Source organism: Frankia sp. EI5c (assembly GCF_001636565.1).
Lineage (GTDB): Bacteria > Actinomycetota > Actinomycetes > Frankiales > Frankiaceae > Parafrankia.
The window spans coordinates 1-19,966 of the sequence record NZ_LRTK01000008.1; the positions used below are offsets into that span (position 1 = coordinate 1).

A 19,966-nucleotide genomic window follows, 5' to 3' on the forward strand; every position below is an offset into this window, starting at 1 on the left:
GGCGGCACGATGAACTGCACCGCCCAATACACCACCACCCAAGCAGACGTCACAGCCCGCGGCATCACCAACACCGCCACCGCCACCGGAACACCACCCACCGGACCACCCGTGACCTCGACAGCCGAAGCCCGAGCCATCTTCACGGGGGGCGGCAGACCACCAGCTCGGACAGTGGTTCTTCCGGTACTCATCCTCGGCCCGATCCCACTGCCAATCCGCATTGGTGATCAGGATGACCGCAGGGTCGCATCGATCATCATCGTTGCGGGTGTCGCGTACACGGTCACCTGCGCTCCCCGTTGCTCGACCGCGGGCGTATTGCCGTGGGTCGCCGCAGCTCCCGGCCCGACGCTGCGACCGGGGGACCGTTTCAAGGTCGGCATCCTCGGCCCGACACGCCGGGCCCAGATCCTGCTGTAGGGACCCGGCGGGTCGCTACATCGGGCGATATGGCCCGCGCGAAAAGATCGGGGCCCGGGCGAAACGGACGGTGCACCTCGGGCCTGTGGGGACGTCGGCGCTCAGGTGTAGTCGTTGAAGAGGATCGAGATCCGGTGCTCTGATGACGGGAATGCCGGCACGGCGATGACGTCCCGGTGGCCGTTGGTGCCGCGTTGCACGGATTCCAGGGTGATCGCCGTGTCGTCGGCGGGAAGGAAGACGTCCATACCGGTCATGAAGACCACCGAGAAGAAGGCCGGTATCGGCGCGGTGAGATCTGTCCCGCGGTCCGTTCCGACGTCGGTGAGAAAGATGCCGATGGGCCGCTTCTCCCGGGGTGTGTTCGCCGCGTTCAGCAGGTTCGTCCCGTCGACGAGCAGCTGGTCGCTGTCGGCTCCCTGGTCGCCCCACCACTCTCGGTATCGGCTGATGGTGATGTTTGTGTGGGCCGGTGACGTCTCCATCCGCGTGCCGAGGCCTTCGCCGGGGCGGCTGGTGAGCAGTCGGATCAGCCTGTCGCTGCGTCGGAACGGCTGGTAGTAGAAGTGGTGGGTGGCCCCGCCCGGGCGCAGGATGGCGAACTCGTAGGAAGCGCCGGCGCGGCCGGCGATCGGTCCGAAGGCGCCATCGTCGGCGAGTGCGGTGGTGACCACCGGACTTCCGGGCCGGCGCTTCCCGGTCGTGCTCTCGACCTCGTAGACCTCCAGCCGTCCCTCGCTCACCCCGACGTTGGTTGGGAAGAGCACCGCCCGGCCCGACAGCTCGACCTTGCCGTCGGCGGTCGGCCGAATCTCGGTGGTGGCCGGCTTCCGGCCGGTGAAGAACTCGAACTCGGCCTCGAAAGTGCGCGGCGAGGTCACCGACTCGGTGTGCCCGAGATCCGCGAACTGGACGTTGGTGGCGCCGACGATCCGGCGGGCCGGATCTCCCTCGGCCCAGACCGCCAGTGTCGGCACGCCGCCGGGCGGTGCCTGGGCCGTGCGCCCGTCCAGGTTGACGTAGTGCGCGACGCGCGCGGCTCGCTCCGGCCGGCTGGTCAGGTAGTCCTGGCTGATCATAGTGCCCATCGAGTGCCCGACGAGCTCCACTCGCGCCGCGCCGGTCGCATTGAGCAGGGCGTCGATGCGCGCGTCGATCCGGGCATGTATCTGCTCGGCTGTCTCCACCGTGAGAGTCGAATCCCAGTCGATCGCGTCGATATGGCTGACGGGATATCCGTTCGCGGCGAACCGGCGCGCCGGTGTCTCGAACTGCGCTCCCGAGCCCGCCCCACCGTGCACGAACAGGATCGGCAGGTGAGAGGGATCGACCGGCGGTTCCGCCGGGGTGGTGGTCGGGACCGGAGTCGGCGGCGCGGAGGAGTCCGAACACCCGAACGTTGCGGCACCTGCCACCACCGCGGCCAGGAATGCGCCGCATAATGCAACGTACGGCCTTCGAGCGCTGGACATCGATTCTCCTCCACTGCTGGACGGGAGGGCACTTCGACGCCGAGCCGGCCCACCCACACGGACGCGCGCGGCCGAAACCTACAGCGCCGGGTTTCCGGCGAGCAACCACAACGACCCGGTCGGGCATATCGGGACACTCATCGCGGCAATGCCGGCGCCAACCGCCGCCGACTCGCCGGCGAAGGGTGTTCAGCACGTGGAGAATCCGGTGACCGGCAAGCAGCAGGGTGCCGCTGCCGAGCGGGTTGACCGTCGTTTCGAAGCCTTCCCGAGGGCATCTTGACGCCGTTTCGGTTACGACGGCGGGTCGGGGCTGTCGGCTCCCGCGATGAGGGAGAACGCGCGCTCCCGGCGTCGTCCCCAGCGCATGTCCCGTTCCTCGGCCCGCGCCAGCTTCCGTCCGTCGTAACGGCGCCGCGCCCACGGGCTGCGCGGCGCGGCGAGCCGGGTGGCACCCCAGATCCCGAGAACGGTCACGAAGACGCTGAACATCGCCACCCAGGGCTTCCCTTTGACGGCGGTCAGCACGGTGAGCGAGAGGTTGAACAGCACGAGGCCCACGAGCGCCCAGCGGGTCGAGCGTTCGTCCGCGCTGATGTCGTTCAGACCGAAGGGCACGGCGCGAACGAGGAGCAGCCCGGTCAGGGCCGTGGCGACGATGACGGCGTCGATGGAGGACCGCCCCTCGCTGGTCCAGTAGACATCCTTCAGGTGCAGCAGGAGCGCGAACTCGTCGAGAACGAGACCNGCACCGATCCCGAAGGCCAGCGCGAGGATGTCACGCCATGGGTGGATGGTGGTCGTACCGAAGCTGATCGTGCCGGCGGCGAGCATCGTGAGAACGCCGAAGAACTCATGGTGTATGTGCACTCCGCCGGCCGAGACGTTTCCCGGCCACCATCGGACATTCGCCCGGATGAGACGGGCGGATGTCCGGATGAACAGGAATCCGCCGACCAGGCCCACGAGCAGGAGCAGCAGAGGCTGCCGGTCGGTCCGAACGATCTGATCATGATATGAGCCGGCGACCCAGGACCACTCCATACCCGGAGTCTGTCAGCGGTACGTTCGCCGGCCGGCCAGCGAGCCGTAGGCGGTCCATCGGTCGCCNGCCGGCCCGTGCCGGGTGCGGCCACCGGCTGCGCGGAGGTTCCGGGGCATTCGCAGGTCGCTGCTTCCTCAATACCGTGAATCTGGCGGGGCGTCGTGGGTTTGGATGGTGGCATGGGCGAGGCGCTGCACACGGTCGAGCGGATGCTCGCCGCCTTCGAGGACGGTGACCGGGAGACAGTGCTCGGACTGCTCGCCGAGAACGTGGTGATGGAAGCGCCNGGCGGGGCGCGCCTCGTCGGCCGCGAAGCGGCGCTCAACCACAGCGACGCGTTCCTGTCCGCCTTCGGTGACGTCAGGGTCGACACGGATCTCCTCGTGGAGCAAGGTCCGCTGGTCGTCGAGGAGTACACGCTGACGGCCCGGCACACCGGCCCGTTCCCGGTCGCCGGCGGCGGGTCTATCACGGCGAGCGGCAACCTCGTGACCCTGCGGATCGTGGAGGTGTACCGGGTCGACGACTGCCTGATCACCGAGAACCGCATCTACTTCGACGAGACCCGCCTGCTGCGCCAGCTCCGCGCCGAGTGACCACCCGCCCGCCGCGGGTTCCCACGGGCCGAGGTGCCCGCATCGCCCGCGCAACCGGTTCGCCCGCGCAACCGGTGCGCCGGTGATCTATGGTGATCACGGTCGTGCTTGGGGTGATCTGACGATGGCGGTCACTGTTTCGGACGCGGGTTCGAGTGCTGCGCTTCCGGAACTACAGGGCTGTCCGTGTCTCTCGCTGAGAAGTCTTGACAGCCACCGCCACGGATGGGCCGCAACCCCGCGGGAGCGAAGGACACAAGAAGCTCTTTATGCGCTGACGCCGCACAGCCGCCGGGGCCTGCGAGAGGGGTGGGCAACCTGTGTTCCGGAGCCGGTTCGCGTCCTGAAGGCACTGGTCGAGGCCCTGGGGCCGGTGCCCGCCGGGCGTCCGGGCCCGGCCTCCGATCTCGGGGCACACGTCCGGCCAGCCCCCAGATCGCCCGCCGGGCAGATCGAGGTCCGGACGGGTCGGTGAGCGGGAAGCCGTCCCGACACCGGGCCGGGCCGTCCGCCGTCCGGCGGCCCGCCGGACGCGGAGATCTCCCCCACGATCAGACGCCACTGTCACCCCAGCCCGGGCAGCGACGATTTCTTTCTGCGACGACCCGGCTGGCAACCGCTGGGAGCTGCGCTACTGATCCGAGGTGCCGCGACCACGGTGGATCAGGCGGCGAGGGGGGCGTGTGCGCCTTCCTCGAGGAGGCGCACACGCACCAGGTAGCGGCCGAGATCGGTCAGGTCGACAACCAGCCCCGGTGGTCCTTCCACGGCCCAGGGCGCCGTACCGAGAACGGCGGCGGCGGCGGCCCGCCTGGGGTCGATGTTCTCGGGGACTCCGGTGACGGTGACGGCGCCGTGGCTGGCGAGGTCGGCGAGGGCGGTGCGGACCGCGGCGGCGGCCAGTCCGGCGAACAGGTCGGGTTGGGCGGGCGGAAGCCGGTCGTTGTGCGCGTCGAGCAGCTGGTCGGTGAGGTCGTCGAGGTCGGCGGGCGCACCGGCGGCGGTGGCCCCGTAGAGCAGGCCGAGGAACCAGGGTGCCCACGGCCGCAGCCAGTCACGCAGGTTCGCGGTGTCCTTCGCCCCGTTCCGCGGGTCCGACGGGTGGATGAGGGCGTCGGCGATGTCGGTCCACAGACCGAGCACCTGTTCGGATTCACCGGTGCCCGCCAACGCGTCGGTGATGATCTTCGCCCCGGAGCCGGGGACGACGCGGGTCCGGCGGAGCTGGATGACGTCCAGCTCGATCGCCAGCCTCCACAGGCGGTCAAGGACCGCATCGTCACCCCGAAGCCCGGACGGGCCCGATGGACCGGACGGCGCGGGTAGGCCGAGTGCGGCGATCACGGCTGGCCGATCGCCCTTACGCAGGCTGGCGGGATGAAGTCGGTCGGTGGCGTCGAGGAAACGCAGGTAGTCGCGAACGGTGTCCGGGCCACGCTCGGCGAGTTCCCACGCGTCGACCTGCCGTTGCGCCACCTGCGTGATGAGCAGTTCGTGGACGTCACCGCTGCGCCAGCGGGTCGGATCAGGGATTCCAGGTGCTCCGCGCGGGCCTGCAGCAGGATCGCGATCCGCCCGCGCCATTTCCGCCCGGCATCCCCACCCGGAACCATGCCCTCCGCGGAGGCCCAGCTGGCGAACTCGTCGATGACGGCCTGCCGCATGCGAAACACCGCCCGACCGTACCGGGAACGCCCGGACCGAGGGCCCGCGGGACCGCCGCCGACCCGCTCACGACGACTGTGCTGGTGCCGGAAACGCCACGCGGGTTGCCCGGTTCCTGACGGGGGTCAGAAACCGGGCAACCCGCGGTTGCCTTCCGCTCAGGAAGCGGCGCCTACCTCAGGAAGCAGCGCTTCCCGAGGTCGCGGCCGCGGCCGCAACCTCGGCCTCGGCCGTGCCGAGGTAGGCGCTTTCCAGGCGCTCGGGGCTGGCGGCCAGCTCCTTGGCATCGCCTCGCAGCACGATGCGGCCGCGGTTGAGGACAGCCGCGGCGTCGGCGACCTCGAGGGCCAGGTTGACGTGCTGCTCGACCAGGATGACCGCGCACTGATGGTCGGCGGCGATCGCGCTGACGGTGTTGAACAGGTCCTCGACGATCAAGGGTGCCAGTCCCATGCTGAGCTCGTCGATCAGCAGGACCCGCGGCTGCTGGATCAGGGCTCGCGCCATGACCAGCATCTGCTGCTCGCCGCCGGAGAGCGCCCCCGCGGGCAGGGTCCACCGCTTCTCGAGCGCCGGGAAGGTCTCGAGCAGGCTCTTCGGCTTCGGGCCGTTGCGCCGGGACGCCACGCGGATGTTCTCTTCGACGGTGAGTGTCGTGAACAGCGCGCGGTTGTCGGGGACGAGAACGATGCCGGCGGCGTTCGCCGCCGCGGGCCGGCCGCCTCGCAGCCGGGCGCCGTCGACGGCGATGGTGCCGCCCTGAGGTGCCAGCAGGCCGGAAAGAGTCAGCAGCAGCGTGGTCTTGCCGGCTCCGTTCGGCCCGAGCAGGGCGAGCACGGATCCCGCCTCGACCGTGAGGTCGACGTTCCGGAAGGCGGTCGCGCTGCCTCTGCCACCGCTGAGGTCGGTGCATTCCAGTCGAGTCGTCACTTGGTCACCGCCGTGGAGGTTGTCGCTGCTGAGGAGGTGGCAGTCGTGGACGACGCGGCTGCCGCCGAGGAGGTGGCCAGCGGCTCGGCGGTCTCCGCAACCGCCGACGCCGCCGACTCCGCATCCGCAGGCTTCGCGAGCGCAGGCGCCGCGTCCACCGGCGCCGCGTCCACCGGCGCCACGTCCACCGGCGCCGCGGCCGGCGTGTCCGTCACCTCCGCCGGGTCCGTCTCCTCCTCGGCGTCGCTGAGAGCGTCGTGCACGGAGCCGAGGTAGGCGTCGGCCACGGCCCGGTTCGCGCGGATCGCGGCCGGGTCTCCCTCTGCGATGACCTTGCCGAAGTCGAGGACGTAGATGTAGTCGCAGACGGACAGCACGAGGGAGACGTCGTGGTCGACGAGGATCACGCCCACTCCGGTGGCGCTGATGGAGCGGATGCGCTCACCGAGCCAGACGCTCTCGGTGGTGTCCAGGCCGGCGGCGGGCTCGTCGAGGAGCAGTGCCTTCGGCTTGGTGGCGCAGGCCCGGGCGATGGACACCAGCTGCCGTTCGCCCTGGCTCAGCTCACCGGCGTGCCGGTCGGCCCGGTCGGCGAGGCCGACCAGATCGAGCGCCGCGGCGAGCGCGCGGTGCCGCTCGTCGCCGCTCGCGCCGAACAGCGCCGCGCGGACGTTCTCCTCGACCGTGAGGTCGTCGTAGAGCTCCAGGGACTGGAACGTGCGGGCCAGGCCGCGGCGTACCCGGGCGTGTGTCGGCAGGCCCTCGACGGCGTCATCACCGAGCCTGACGGTGCCCGAGGCCCGGGTGAAGCCGGTCGTCGCGTCGATCACGCTCGTCTTGCCCGCGCCGTTCGGCCCGATGAGGCCGACGATCTGGCCGGCGCTGACCCGGAGCGTGACCTCGGAGACCGCCGTGACACCGCCGTAACGGACGGTGAGTCCGTCGACCGCGAGTACTGTGCCCGCCGGTCCCGCCTGCGCCGGGATCTTCGCCCCGTCCGCATCGGTGGGCGTGGGGGCCTCGTCCGCGCTCGCGGGTGCGGTGCCTGCCTGGACGGGCTTGGTCAGCTCGGCCGAGGCCGGTGTCTCGGCCTGCGCCGGGCGCCGGCCGAAGCGTCGGTGGCGTATTCGGTCCAGCCGGTCGGCGAAGGCGTGGCCGCCGCTGGCGAGGCCTTCCGGGTGTCCGATGAGAGCGACGAGCAGCAGGACACCGGTGATGACGGGGAACCAGTCACCGAGATCGATCCAGCGGTCCATCATGATGAACGTGATGCCGGAGGAGGCCATCACGCCGGCGAGGATGCCGCCGTAGACGGACGTCACGCCGGCGAGGTAGGCGGTGGAGAGCAGCGCGAGCCCGCCGAGCGCGGTGAACGAGTCGAAGGTGACGACGCCGCGCCGGTAGGCGAGCAGGCTGCCGCCCAGGCCGGCGATGAACGACGCGATCGCGAAGCTGGCGACCTTGACCGCCACGACGTTGATCCCGATGCCGGCGGCNGACTGCTCGTTCGCGCGGACGGCGAGCATGGCCGAACCGAGCGAGCTCGTCCGCAGTTTGGCGACCCCGATGGCCACGGCCACCAGGACGGCCAGGCACAGCAGACCGAAGGGGATCCGCGGGAAGGCGTGGCCGGTGCCGATGCTGAGGTCGAGGCCGAACAGTTCCGGCTGGGTCACCTTGGCGCCGCGGCTGCTGACGATCTGCGTGTTCCGGAACCACACGGCTTCGATCGTGTAGGCCAACGCGAGGGTGACGATGCCCAGGGTCAGGCCTTTCACCCGTAGGGCGGGTAGCCCGATCACCACGCCGAGCACGGTGGCCACGAGGGCGGCGAGCAGCGGCGCGATGGGGAACGGCACGTGCCAGCTCTGGGTCAGGCCGCTCAGCGTGAACGCGGCGCTGCCGGCGAGGGCGAGCTGGGCCAGGGACACCTGGCCGGCGTAGCCGGTGACGACCACGAGCGACAGACCGATGATCGCGGCGATGAAGGTGCCGATGACCGCGCTTCGCCAGGTCCCGCTGGTGACCAGCAGACCGACCACACCGACGGTGGTGCCGAGAAGCGTGGGCAGCGTCAGCGAGCGCGGCCGGGGTGCCCGGCCCAGTGGCTGGCGGACCAGGCCGCCGCGGACCGCCAGGCCCCGCCCGGTGATCAGCAGGGCAACCAGGATGACGATCAGCGGAATGAGCTCCTGCGAGCCGGTCCGCGGCAGCCAGGAGGCGCCGTCGGTGGCCAGCGACTGGGCCTCGGCCTGGAGCATGCCGATCGCGATACCGGCCGCGACTGTCGGGATGAGGTTCTTGAAGCCGCCGACCACCGCGGCGGCCAGCGCCGGCACGACGAACAGCGTGTAGGTGGTCGGGGAGAGCGGGGTCAGCGGGGCGATGAGGATGCCGGCGGAACCGGCGGTCACGCCGCTGATCATCCAGTTGAACAGAGCGATCCGGTCCGGGGACACACCGCTGACGTAGGCGCCGGTCTGGGACTCCGCAACCGCCCTGGTCAGCAGGCCGAAGCGGGTGAAACGGTAGACCGCGGTCAGCACCAGGGTCAGCGCCACCACGGCGACGACCAGGTAGAAGCGGTCGGACAGGACCTTCGCGCCGTTGAACTCCCACCGTTCCGCCGGGAAGATCGCCCGGACGCTCACGGGAGAGGTACCGAGCCGGATCGCCATCACCGACTGGATGATCACTAGGACGCCGAGCGAGGCCACCGCCCGCGCGAGCGGGGGTGCCTCACGCAGCGGTCGGAAGACTGCCAGGTACAACAGCGCGCCCAGCAGCGCCCCGAACAGCAGGGAGACCACGATGGCCGGGGCCAGCGGCCAGGTTCCGCCGATATCGACCGACGCGGGCAGGCCGGGGATCAGGACGAGTAGCCGGCCGTCACGTAAGAAGGCGTAGGAGTAGGCGACGTAGAGCGCGACCGCTCCGGTCGCGAAGTTGATGACTCCCGAGCTTCGATAGGTGAGGACGAGGGCCAGGCCCAACGCCGCGAAAACCCCGCCGTTTCCCAGGCCGAGAAGCAGCGAACCTATATGTTCCATCACGATCTCCCGGCATCTTCCGGATCAGTACTGCGAGCCATCGGGCTGCTTCGGCCTCTCCGGCGTGGCGGGCGCGCCGGAAGGGGCGAAGCGGCCGCCGAGGGATCTCCTCGGCGGCCGTTTCGTTTCTGGAGCGTCAGTCCCCGATCGAGGAGCTCCCGAGCACCTTGAACGCTGTCGGCTGACCCTTGCCGTCGAGCGTGGTGGTCAGCCCACCCCGCACGCAGACGGCCACTGTCTCCGGGTATGCCTTGCCGTTGCACCGGAACTTGAGCCCACCGGCACCCGGCAGTTCCTTCTCCGGCGCCGCCTTGATCGCCGCGTTGACCGTCGCCGGGGTGATCTCCCNGGAGATGTCCTCGAGCGACGCCGCGAGACCGGCGAACGTGACGAACATGCCCCGGCCCGCCGACGAGTCGCGCTCGATGCCCTTCCCGTAGGTCTCGACGACCGAGTTGTAGAGCAGGCTGGACGGGTCGTCCCCACCGACGGGGACGGAGGCCGCGATGGTCATGCCCTCCAGCGCGTCGCCCGGCACCGCCTTGCGGGTGGCGTCGGTGATGCACTGCGAGATGGCGCTGACCTTGCCGTCATAGCCGACGGAGCGCAGGCCGTTGATCGCGCTGATGCAGAAGGAGTCGTTGCCGATGATGAACACCAGCCCGGAGTCGTTACTCACGACGCTCTGCATCTGCGGCGTCATGTCGGCCGTGCCCGGAGCGATGCGGATCAGCTGGTAGTCGAGGCCAGCCTTCTCCATGAGACCGGGCGCGACCTCCTCCGCGCTGTGCAGCGCGGCCGGCACGTCGATGACCACCGTGGTCACCTTCTTGATGCCCTCGTCCTTCGCCAGGCTGATGGGGAGGTTCAGCACGGCGAAGTTCGGGTCGCCCACGGTGAAGCTCGTGGGATCGGCCAGGATCGCCGGGCTGCCCGCNCCGAAGAACATCGTCGGAATGTCCGCGTCAGCCAGCGGCTGCCAGACACCCTCGGCGACGGCGGACTCGCCGACCGCGACCGCGACGACGTTCTTCTCGATCATCTGGTTACCGCAGTCGGTGCCCTTCGCCGGGTCCGCCTGCGTCTCGCAGGTCACCACTTCGACCGGCCGGCCGCCGATGCCTCCGCGGTGCTCGTTCAGGTACTTGACGGTGGCGTCCGCGACCGCGAACTGCACCGAGTTGTCGATGCCGGCGGACTTGCCGTCCGAGATGATTCCGATCTTGACGGGCTCGCCGGTGGCCTTCTTGATCGGCCCGAGCGCGTTGGCGGCCGCGGTGGCGTCCGCCGGGGAGGGCGGGGTCTCGTCGTCCGAACTACACGCGGTGACGAAGAGGAACAACGCCAGGGGGGCAGCTAGGGACGCCCTCACTAATCGCCGCGCCGCCCGCCTCGGCGTCGGCTGATCACGTGAGATCACCGTGTGCTGCATATATCTCTCCTCGAAGTCGTCACTACCGCGGCGCCGTCAGGCACCGTAAAACATCCCTGCCGGGACGGCGGGTCGCACAAGGCTGCACTTGATTGACCGCCCATTGTCCAGTGTGAGGGTGGGCACATGCTCCCAACTTTCGACGTGAGCGTCAACGTCTACGCCGGCGTCGACAAAACCCCTGGTACCGGCACTCGCCACGGGTGCCTTCGCAGGCGGCTCGGGCCCCGCGACCCCATCCCGTCAGCACCGCTCCAACGGTCCGGCCGCACCCCCGCACCCCACGGAGCCGAGGTCCCGACCGGGGGCGCCCACCCGGGCCGCCGGGTGTGCATCGGGACTTCACCGAGACCGGAACTCCTTGATTTCAAACGGATTCAGGGCGTACGCAAGCCGGGCCCTCCCGATTCAGGAGTACTTTATTTTTCTGTCCACGCGGCTTTTTTGCGTACGCACAACCCCTTGGCGCTCGCGCACACTTCGACACCCTCTTGCCACTCGGTGTGACCGGGTCGCCGACCTGCCGGTCCTCGGCGTCGGGTCTCAGAGGGTGACTATGACGCTCCGCATCGCTTCGAGCTGTTCCAGGTAGTGCGCCAGCGAACGGTGGACGAACCGCAGGGAGACGCCGGTGGCGCCGGCGTCGAGCAACGCGCGCACGACCAGGCGCGCTTCGTCCGGTTCACCCAGGGGGTCGATCGGGCGCGCCGGGCCGAGGATGACGTCGAGCGGCCGCCGGCGCCGCTGCCATTCATCCGTCCTGGCCGCCGCGGCCAGCCACTCCGCCGCGGTCCCGGGTGAGACGGCGAAGGGGTACCAGCCGTCACCCAACGCCACGGCGCGGCGCAGCGAGCGCGGCGTGCGTCCGCCGATCCACATCGGGATGTCGGTCTGCGCACCGCAAGGTTCGACGATCACCTCGTCGAACCGGTAATGGGGGCCGTCGTAGGACGGCTCGGGTCGACCGAAGGAGGCGCGCAGCGCCCGGATGGCATCGTCGGCCCGGGCCCCGCGGCCCTCGAACGGCACGCCCAGCAGGCGGAACTCGGGCTCCAGGTAGCCGACGCCGAGGCCGAGATTGAGCCGCCCGCCGCAGATGCGGTCCAGGGTTCCGTACCGCTTCGCGATGTCGAGCGGGTGGTGGTACCCGAGCACCAGCACCGACGTCGTGAACCGGATGCGGGTCGTGTGGGCGGCCAGATAGCCGAATGTCGCGAGGGGGTCCCAGTAGCAGGGCCCGGGCAGGCCCGCCCCCCTGGTCGGGATGGCGACGTGCTCGCTGCAGGTCAGGTAGTCGTAGCCGAGGCCGTCGGCCGCCTCGGCGATCCTGCGCACGTCGTCGATCCCGCCGTCGCGCTCCCACTCCGCGTGCGAGCCCGGCACGAGGGACAGGACGGGAGTCAGCAGCCCGAACATTGTCATGAGGCTGCAACTTACTGCGCATCCACCCCAGAATAAATGAGTACATACTTACTTAGAGGCATCTCCAGGACGGCGAATACCGGCCAGCGCAGTGCTGCTTGCCACCTTTGCCCACGCCGCGGCGGTCTCCCCCGTAGCGTCGCCTGGAGCGCCTCAGCACAGGGGGCGATCAGCTTCAGCGACGAAGGGCGTATGACGATGGCGGACGTATCGGTGCGGTTGCAGGCGGATGCCGGCACCGAGATCGTTCTGAATCTGTCCGTCCAGCAGGCGCTCCGGCTGGTGGAGGCCATCGCGGGCAGGGCCGCGGATCTGATGCCCGCGGCCGGGCGGGCACCGGCCGACTCGCGTTGGCAGGCGCCGCAGACCGGCCCGCAGACGTCGGCGGTGTCACCGACCCGGCCGGGTCAGTGACTGACCCGGCCGGGTCGGTGAGACCGCCCGTCTGAGGTGAAGTCGCAGTCCAGGCGTTTGACACCGTTGACGAAGCTGCTGGCCAGCCATTCGGGCTCACCGACGGCGTGGATATCGGGGGTGCGGGTGAGCAGCTCGCGCCAGATCACCGAGATCTCGCGGCGGGCCAGGTGGGCGCCGAGGCAGAAGTGCGGGCCGTGGCCACCGAACCCCTGGTGTGGGTTGGGGTCGCGGCGGACGTCGAAGCGGCCCGGGTCGGTGAACACGGACTCGTCGCGGTTCGCCGACGAGTAGAACAGCAGCACCTTGTCACCGGCCACCAGTCGCTGGCCGGCGACCTCCACCTCGCGGGTGACGGTGCGGCGCATCCAGCGCACCGGGCTCGCCCAGCGCACGATCTCCTCGACCGCCGACCCGCTCGTCCCGGCGACGTCCCGCTGCCNGATCGCCCGCTGGTCGGGGAACGCGGTCAGCGCGAGCAACGCGTGGCTGATCGCGGTGCGGGTTGTCTCGTTGCCCGCGACCAGCAGCAGGATGAAGAACGAGGCGATCTCCCCGTTGTCGAGCCGTTCCCCGTCGACCTCGGCGAGGGCGAGCGCGGTGGTCAGGTCGTCCGTCGGGTTCACCCGCCGCGCCGCCGCCGTCTCCCGCATCAGCTCGGCGAGCTCCGCGCCCGCGCCGAGCAGGGCGGCCACGACGTCGCTGCCCGGCGGGACGTAGTCCGCGTCGGTGGAGCCGAGGATGACGTTCGTGCAGCGGAAGGTGTCGGCGTAACGCTCCCGCGGCAGGCCCATCATCCGGCAGATGACCTCCAGCGGGAACCGGCCGGCGACCCGCTCGACGAAGTCACCGGGCCCCGTCTCGATCAGGTCGTCGACGACGGTGCGGGCGAGCGCGGCGATGTCGGCCTCGGTCCGCGCGATGATGCGCGGGGTGAACGCCCGGGAGACGATGCGGCGCAGCCGGTGGTGCCGGGGCGCGTCGAGATTGATCATCCCTCCGAAGAACTCCAGGAACTCCGCGGGCAGGTCGGGAATGCTCGTGGCGCCCCGCGCCGACGAGAAGACCTCCGGTTCGGCGCTGATCCGCGCGATGTCGGCGTGCCGGGTGACGGCGTAGTAGCCGGGCCCCGAGGGAATCGCGCCGCCGGCGAAGACCGGTTCCGCGTAGAAGGGCAGCGGGCGCTCCGCCCGCAGCAGGGCGAACCCCGCGTCGATCTCGGCCCGCGGCCGGACCCAGAAGGACGGGTCGGACAGGTCGACCTCGTCGACCGTGCGAATCGGTGTGGAGCCGGCGGCGACTGCCATCGCGGTGCGTTCCTTCCGTGTCGGACGAGACGTCGTCCCGGACCGGGTGAGATCGTCGGGCCGGGGCCGGTCAGTGGTCGCTGTACTGGTCGACGAGCAGGCGCTTGTAGAGCTTGCCGGTGGGGTGGCGGGGCAGCTCGGCGACGATGTCGATGTCCTTCGGCCGTTTCGGGCCGACGAGACGCTCTCGGCAGTAGCGCATCAGCTCGGCCACCAGCTCGGCCCGCGCCGCGCCCGGGGTCCGCGTGGTCCGGCCGTCCTCACCCATGACGGCTCCGGTCTGGGTGACGGCTCCGGTCTCGGTGACGGCTTCGGCGACCGCGGGCACGGGCTGCACGACGGCCTGCACCCGCTGGCCGAGATCCGGATCGGGAACGCCGAACACGGCGGCGTCGAGGACGTCCGGATGGCCGATGAGCAGATCCTCGATCTCCTGCGGATAGACGTTCACCCCGCCGGTGATGATCGTGTACGACCTGCGGTCGGTGAGATAGAGGAATCCCTCGTCATCCAGGTAGCCGATGTCGCCGAGGGTCGACCAGCCGCGGGCGTCGTGCGACTCGGCCGTCTTCTCCGGATCATTGTGGTAGGTGAAGTCGGGGCCCCCCGAGAACCAGACCGTCCCGATCTGGCCCGGGCCGAGCTCGGTGCCGTCGTCGCCGGCGATGTGCGGGACGCCGAGCAGCGCCCGGCCGACCGAGCCGGGGTGCGTCAGCCACTCCTGCGGTGAGCAGGCGACATAGCAGTTGCCCTCGGAACCGGCGTAGTACTCGTGAACGATCGGGCCGAGCCAGTCGAGGACGGCCCGTTTGACGTGCAGCGGGCACGGGGCGGCCGCGTGGATCACGCACCGCAGGCTGGAGGTGTCGTAGGAGAGGCGCTGCGCCGCGGGCATCTTCAGTAGCCGCACGAACATCGTCGGCACCGCCTGGGTGTGCGTCGCCCGATACTCGCTCACCGCGCCGAGGAAGAGCGCGGGCTCGAAGCGCTCCAGCACGACCACGGTGGCTCCGAGCCGGGTCGCGGTGACGCAGTAGCGCAGCGGGGCCGCGTGGTAGAGCGGTGCGGGCGACAGGTAGACCGTGTCCGGACCGAACCCGTAGAGCAGTTGCAGGAGCCCGGGCAGCGGCCCGCCGTCACCGATCGGCCGCGGCACGGCGAGCGATGAGCGGATGCCCTTCGGACGCCCCGTCGTCCCCGAGCTGTAGAGCAGGTCCGAGCCCTCCGACTCGTGCTCGAGCGGGTGCGCGGGGGCTCCGGCGACGACGTCCTCGTAACGCTCGTGGCCGGGCAGGTCGGCTCCGACCGCCAGCCGGATGCGTACCGACGGCGAGCGCTCGAGCAGCGCGCGCGCCGACGGCGCGGTGGCGGCCGAGACCACGAGCGCCGCGGCACCGCTGTCGTTCACCAGGTAGGCCAGCTCGTCAGGGGTCAGCCGGTAGTTGGCCGTGGTGTACAACAGGCCGGAACGCTGCGCCGCCCAGATCACCTCAAGGTAGCGGGCGTTGTTCTCCATGCACACGGCCACCACGTCGCCGGGGCGCAGACCGCGGTTCCACCAGAGCTGGGCGAGCCGGTTGGAACGTTCGTCCAGCTGCCGGTAGGTGACCGACTCCCGCACTTGCCCGGATCCATCGAGGACCAGGTAGGCGATCTTGTCTGGTGTCTCACGGGCGATCGAGCCGATGTACACGGGCCGCTCCTCGGGTCGGTGCGCAACCCCGAGTCTTGGCAGATGTGACCTGGATCGCAGTGCACGCTGATCCGAAACGGCGTATAGGTTCCCTGTGAAATCTCACAAGAGCGGTGGCTGAGGCCGGTCCATGGCGCCGGCCGAGGCGGGGCCGCCGCGTTCGATCTGCGACCGGTTGGACCGCTCGCTCGGCGTGATCGCCGGCCGGACGGTATCCGCCGTGCTCGCGGAACTGCCACCCGCGCGGATCGTGCCGGAGCTCGGGCACGGCGAGCTCTCCGGGCTGGCGTTCGCCGGGGTGGAGCTGTTCGCCCGCTGCCTGCGCGCGGGCCGGCTGCCGACTCCCGCCGAGCTCGCGCCGCTGCAACCCTCGGTGGCGCTGTCCGCGGCGGAGGGGGTGGCGTCCGAGGCGATGCTGCGGGCGCACCACATCGCCGCGCGGATCACCCTCGAGGAGGTCGCCCGGCTGGCCGGCCCCGGCGAGGAGGACGACGTGATCGCCGCCGCCGTGTTCCTGCAGCGCTTCCTGCCGATGCTCATCCCCGGGGTGGGCACGCTGGCCACGGCGAACGCCGAGCACCTCGCCCAGCGCGCGCTGCTGCGGGAGCTCGCGGCGGCGCTGCTCGCCGGCGAGCCCGCGAGAAGCCTCGCCGACCGCGCGGGAGTGGTGCTCAGCCCCGGCTACGTCGTGGCCGTGATCCGCCGCCGCGAGCCCGGCACCACGGACTCCGGCACCACGGACTCCGGTGGCATCGCCTCCGGTGGCATCGCCTCCGGTGGCATCGCCTCCGGCGCCGGGGCCTCCGGCAAGGCGGACCGGTTCGCCCGGCGGCTTCACGAGGCGTTCGGCAGCTGCTCCGAGGTGGCCGTGCCGGCCGTCGTCGACGACGACGGCCGGGGTGCGACGGCGCTGTTCCCGCTCGCTGATGGCGACACCGCCGCCGTGATGGACCGGATGCCGCCCCTGGTCGAGGCGTTGACGGCGGCGCTCGGCGGCCCGGTGGACGTGGCGGCCGCGGTCGCGGACACCCGGCCGCGGTTACCCGGGGCGCATGAGCAGGCCGCGGAACTGCTGCGGCTGGCCCGGGCACTCGGCCGCGGGCCCGGGCTGTTCCGCCTCCCCGACCTGCTGCTGGAATACCAGCTCACCCGGCCCAGCAGCGCGTTACCCGCGCTCGCGCGCCTGCTCGACGGCCTCGACAACCGACCCGACCTCCACCGCACACTGCGGATCTACCTGGCACTGGATTTCCGCCGCCAGGACGCGGCGCTGCACATCCACCCGAACACCCTCGACTATCGCCTGCGCCGGATCGCCGAGCTGACCGGCGTCGACCCGACGACCAGCCACGGACTGCACCTGCTCGCGGCCTCCCTGATCGTCCGCCTGGCCGGTTCTTCTCCCGCCTGAACTGGCCGCAGGCACCCGGACGCCCATCCGGGCCGACACATTCCAGGGTGCCAGGAAAAGCGGAATAAGGGAGTGTCGGACAAATCGGCGAGTCTCGGGAAACGACTGCGACCAGGGTTTCCGGAATGCTAGCGTGCCGTGATCGCCGCGCCGCGTGGCAGGTCAGGCGGCCGTCACGTGATAGTCGGCAAGCAAGATTCATGTGCAACTCATTGCGCTTTGGAATACATGGCTGGCGGTACGTCCACCGAAGGGCGGTATCCCATGAGCAAGCTCGACCCCGCACTGCTCGGGATCGTCGCACGCCGTCAGAAGCACCAGCGGCGAGCCCGGCCGGCTTTCACCGCCTCCGCCGAACCGGCGGCCGCGGTCGTGCAGATCATGGTCAAGTTCACCGGGGACGTGGACGACCTGCGCTCGGCGGGGTTCCAGCCGCGCAGCCAACGGAGCCATCCGAGCGAGGGCTGGACCATCGCCAGCGGATCGATCCCGGTGGATCGGGTCACCGAGCTGGACGGGATCGACCACGTCGTCAAGGTCGAGGGCTCCCGCGCGCCGCGCGCCGAGCTGGACCGCAGCGTCCGCGAGATCCGGGCCAGCCAGCTCCACAACGCGCCGATGCCCTACCGGGGCGCCGGAGTCGTCATCGGCGTGATCGACTTCGGTATCGACTGGCGGCACGGAACCTTCCGCCGGCCGGACGGCACCAGCCGCATCGTCGGCATCTGGGACCAGACCCTCGAGGCCGAGGCCGGCGAGCGCCCTCCGTTCGCCTTCCCCAACCTGGGCGTCGAGTACACCGCCGACCGGATCAACCTCGCCCTCACCCACCAGCCGGAGGAACCGGCAGAGCACGACGATGACGAGGAGGACCCCGCCCCCGTCGTCCTCGTCCGGACCAGGGACGACGCGGAGGACGACGGCGGCCATGGCACCCATGTGGCGGGCATCGCCGCCGGTGACGGCTCGCAGGCCGACCGCTGCTCGGGCGCGTTCACGTTCGTCGGCGTCGCCCCCGAGGCCGAGATCATCGTCGTGGTCCTCGACTCGGAACACGACCGGGTCGGTGAGTCCGCCAATCTGGTCGACGCGCTCGAGTTCATCTGGAACCACCCGCGGGTGCTCAACGAGCCCGGCGGCCCGCGGCGGCCCGTCGTCATCAACATGAGCCTCGGCGACAATCTCGGACCGCACGACGGCACCTCACTCGTCGAGGAGTGGATCGACCTCGACCTCATGGTCACCACCGGCCACGTCGTGATCAAGTCCGCGGGCAACGAGGGCAACAGACGCCACCATGCCGTGGTCAGACTCGATCCCGACGAGTCCCGGGAGCTCCCGGTGCGGGTGTTGGCCGGGGACGAGGAAACCCGGTACGCCGAGATGTGGTACCCGGGCGGTCACTCGGTGCGCGTCGCCGTGGTCGCGCCGAAACCGGTGGACGCCGTCGCGCCGGAAAGCCCGGACGTCGACCCCGGCGAAAGCGAGGAATGGACGGTTGACGAAACGCTCCCCACCGACGAACAGACCGACGTGCGCATCGACTCCCGTGTCGACGACCCCGGAAACGGCGACAACTCGATCCACATCGAACTCTCCCCCGGGCTGGACGCTCCCCTGCCCGCCGGTAGATGGAAGCTGCGGCTGACGAACACCGGCGACGTCGCCACAACCATCGACATCTGGCTCGAGCGGGGTACCGGTTCCCCGCGGTTCACCGAGGACGACGCCGAGCCGCAGAGCACGATCAGCATTCCCGGTACCGCCTACCGGGTCATCACCGTCGGTTCGTACGCCCAGGGCGGCTTCCTGTTCTTCGACTCGACGGGCAAGGTCGCCGACTCCTCCAGCCGCGGGCCGACGCGCGACGGGCGGACGAAGCCGGAGATCAGCGCTCCAGGCGTCGCCATCAAGTCCGCGAAGGCGCACCCCCGCCCGCGGTGCTGTGACTGCTGCGGGCGGTACTACGTCAACAAGAGCGGCACGAGCATGGCCGCCCCGCACGTCACCGGGGTCGCGGCCCTCATGCTGCAGAAGAATCCCGGGCTGACCGCGGAGCAGGTCCGCACCCACCTCATGGCCACCGCGCGCGTCCCGGAGGGCGTCGACCCGGACGACCTGCCGAACGGCGACTACGGCGCGGGCAGGATCGACGCGGCGGCCGCGGTCGCCGCGGTCCCGCCACCGACCCCGCCGAACCCGCTGCGCGCCGCCGAGGGGGCCGGCACCGCCGCCCCGAGCGGCCGCGACGCAGCCGAAGCCGGGTCAGGCGACACCGAGCGAGACGGGTCCGGGGGACAGCCGGGCGGGGCCGACGCGTTCGGCGGCGGCCGGAGGGGCGGCGCACCGGCCGCCGCCTGGCGGCGTGACACCCAGGAAGCGGCCCCGCTGCTGGCGGCCCTGCACACGGTGATCCTCGCGCATCCGGCCGGCGAGCTGTGGGCCGCCGACGTCAGCCGGCATTTCAGCGAGGTGCGCGGGCTGGTGAACCACAATCTGCGGGTCGCGCTGGCCTGGCACCGGATGCAGGGCCCGGCCCTCGTCGCGCACCTGGCCCACCACGTCGCCGGCAGGCCGACCGGCGTCATCCTGCCCACCCTCCCGCCCACGCTGTCCGAGCGGATCGCGGCGTTCCTCGACGCACTGGTCCGGTACGGCTCCCCGCCGCTGGCCGCGACCGTTCGGCGACGGCGCGCCGAGATCCTCGATCTGGATCTCGCCGCGGTCCTCCCCGTGCTGGCCCGGGCGGCCGCCCGGCCCGCGGCGTAGGACGGCGGGGAGATGGCCACCCCGGCCGGAACCCTCGAACTGGTCGCCCGCGAGCTCGCCGTCGCGCTCGGCGTGCTGGCGAACCGGCTCGGCGGGGGCCGGGCCACCGCGTTCTTCGCCGAACTCGGCCTGCTGGCCCCCAGCGGGCTCAGCGACGCCGCCGAGCTTGCCACCGCCCTGGGTGCCGCCGCCACGTCGGCCGCCGAACTCGCCCCGCTCGTCGTCGACCTGACCGCCGCCATCGAGGACGAGGACGTCGCGGGGATCGCCACCGCCGGCGCCGAGCTGCTCGTCCAGATCGGTCACACGCTCACCGCGGTCGACGCGGTCGCGGCGG

At 70.9% G+C, this 19,966-nt stretch carries 10 protein-coding genes and 9 pseudogenes; 6 read left to right on the top strand and 13 right to left on the bottom strand.

Annotation, left to right across the window (positions count from 1 at the left end; all coding sequences use genetic code 11):
* Nucleotides 1–423 (top strand): annotated as a pseudogene (locus UG55_RS29070) (hypothetical protein); the annotation flags it as partial.
* A gap of 101 nt (nt 424–524) precedes the next feature.
* Here the strand turns inward: UG55_RS29070 and UG55_RS06465 are convergent.
* Both UG55_RS06465 and UG55_RS33035 read right to left on the bottom strand, forming a co-directional pair.
* Entirely contained in the window at nt 525–1,895 is a 1,371-nt protein-coding gene (locus UG55_RS06465) for an alpha/beta fold hydrolase (RefSeq protein WP_066064263.1), read from the bottom strand.
* A gap of 294 nt (nt 1,896–2,189) precedes the next feature.
* Nucleotides 2,190–2,642: pseudogene (locus tag UG55_RS33035) on the bottom strand (hypothetical protein); the annotation flags it as partial.
* Nucleotides 2,643–3,149: 507 nt separating this feature from the next.
* Here UG55_RS33035 and UG55_RS33040 point away from each other — a divergent pair.
* Nucleotides 3,150–3,226: pseudogene (locus tag UG55_RS33040) on the top strand (limonene-1,2-epoxide hydrolase); the annotation flags it as partial.
* A gap of 1 nt (nt 3,227) precedes the next feature.
* Nucleotides 3,228–3,536 (top strand): annotated as a pseudogene (locus tag UG55_RS06475) (ester cyclase); the annotation flags it as partial.
* A 663-nt stretch (nt 3,537–4,199) separates the two neighbouring features.
* On the opposite strand, the gene UG55_RS06480 reads toward UG55_RS06475, so the two are convergent.
* The 8 genes and pseudogenes from UG55_RS06480 to UG55_RS06500 form a co-directional block, all read right to left on the bottom strand.
* Nucleotides 4,200–5,012 (bottom strand): hypothetical protein, encoded by an 813-nt coding sequence (locus UG55_RS06480; protein WP_066064272.1) that lies wholly within the window; start codon nt 5,010–5,012, stop codon nt 4,200–4,202.
* A 366-nt stretch (nt 5,013–5,378) separates the two neighbouring features.
* Nucleotides 5,379–6,131, bottom strand: a complete 753-nt coding sequence (locus UG55_RS06485) for an ABC transporter ATP-binding protein (protein ID WP_066064275.1) — start codon at nt 6,129–6,131, stop codon at nt 5,379–5,381.
* Nucleotides 6,128–7,627 (bottom strand): ATP-binding cassette domain-containing protein (locus tag UG55_RS33045; protein WP_242423821.1); only part of this gene is annotated, 1,500 nt, incomplete at its 5' end. The genes UG55_RS06485 and UG55_RS33045, both read right to left, overlap by 4 nt.
* Before the next feature lies 1 nt (nt 7,628).
* Nucleotides 7,629–9,181 (bottom strand): annotated as a pseudogene (locus UG55_RS33050) (ABC transporter permease); the annotation flags it as partial.
* 136 nt (nt 9,182–9,317) lie between these two features.
* Nucleotides 9,318–9,529: pseudogene (locus UG55_RS33055) on the bottom strand (branched-chain amino acid ABC transporter substrate-binding protein); the annotation flags it as partial.
* Nucleotide 9,530: 1 nt separating this feature from the next.
* Nucleotides 9,531–10,118, bottom strand: a pseudogene (locus UG55_RS33060) (ABC transporter substrate-binding protein); the annotation flags it as partial.
* Between the two features lies 1 nt (nt 10,119).
* Nucleotides 10,120–10,613: pseudogene (locus UG55_RS33065) on the bottom strand (ABC transporter substrate-binding protein); the annotation flags it as partial.
* A gap of 543 nt (nt 10,614–11,156) precedes the next feature.
* The gene (locus UG55_RS06500) at nt 11,157–12,035 is read right to left on the bottom strand and encodes an LLM class F420-dependent oxidoreductase (RefSeq protein WP_083986480.1); all 879 of its coding nucleotides are present in this window, start codon (nt 12,033–12,035) and stop codon (nt 11,157–11,159) included.
* Between the two features lie 198 nt (nt 12,036–12,233).
* On the opposite strand from UG55_RS06500, the gene UG55_RS06505 reads away from it, so the two are divergent.
* Nucleotides 12,234–12,449 carry a hypothetical protein gene (locus UG55_RS06505; protein WP_066064679.1) on the top strand — a complete coding sequence of 72 codons (216 nt, stop codon included), beginning with the start codon at nt 12,234–12,236 and terminating at the stop codon, nt 12,447–12,449.
* Here UG55_RS06505 and UG55_RS33070 read toward each other — a convergent pair.
* The 3 genes and pseudogenes from UG55_RS33070 to UG55_RS06515 form a co-directional block, all read right to left on the bottom strand.
* Nucleotides 12,443–12,891 (bottom strand): cytochrome P450 (locus tag UG55_RS33070; protein WP_242423822.1); only part of this gene is annotated, 449 nt, incomplete at its 5' end. The two genes, UG55_RS06505 and UG55_RS33070, sit on opposite strands and share 7 nt — an antisense overlap.
* Nucleotide 12,892: 1 nt before the next feature.
* Nucleotides 12,893–13,756 (bottom strand): annotated as a pseudogene (locus UG55_RS46145) (cytochrome P450); the annotation flags it as partial.
* Nucleotides 13,757–13,826: 70 nt separating this feature from the next.
* Nucleotides 13,827–15,449 carry an AMP-binding protein gene (locus tag UG55_RS06515; RefSeq protein ID WP_066064289.1) on the bottom strand — a complete coding sequence of 541 codons (1,623 nt, stop codon included), beginning with the start codon at nt 15,447–15,449 and terminating at the stop codon, nt 13,827–13,829.
* Nucleotides 15,450–15,579: 130 nt separating this feature from the next.
* Here UG55_RS06515 and UG55_RS06520 point away from each other — a divergent pair, with 130 nt between their 5' ends.
* Nucleotides 15,580–16,860, top strand: a complete 1,281-nt coding sequence (locus UG55_RS06520; RefSeq protein WP_066064292.1) for a CdaR family transcriptional regulator — start codon at nt 15,580–15,582, stop codon at nt 16,858–16,860.
* Between the two features lie 264 nt (nt 16,861–17,124).
* Nucleotides 17,125–19,629, top strand: a complete 2,505-nt coding sequence (locus UG55_RS06525) for a S8 family peptidase (protein WP_066064294.1) — start codon at nt 17,125–17,127, stop codon at nt 19,627–19,629.
* Nucleotides 19,630–19,966 lie beyond the last annotated feature (337 nt).

Coding starts and splice junctions, on each gene's coding strand:
- UG55_RS06465 (WP_066064263.1), bottom strand. CDS start 1,895: ATGTCCAGCGCTCGAAGGCCGTACGTTGCATTATGCGGCGCATTCCTG.
- UG55_RS06500 (WP_083986480.1), bottom strand. CDS start 12,035: ATGACAATGTTCGGGCTGCTGACTCCCGTCCTGTCCCTCGTGCCGGGC.
- UG55_RS06505 (WP_066064679.1), top strand. CDS start 12,234: ATGGCGGACGTATCGGTGCGGTTGCAGGCGGATGCCGGCACCGAGATC.
- UG55_RS06520 (WP_066064292.1), top strand. CDS start 15,580: ATGGCGCCGGCCGAGGCGGGGCCGCCGCGTTCGATCTGCGACCGGTTG.
- UG55_RS06525 (WP_066064294.1), top strand. CDS start 17,125: ATGAGCAAGCTCGACCCCGCACTGCTCGGGATCGTCGCACGCCGTCAG.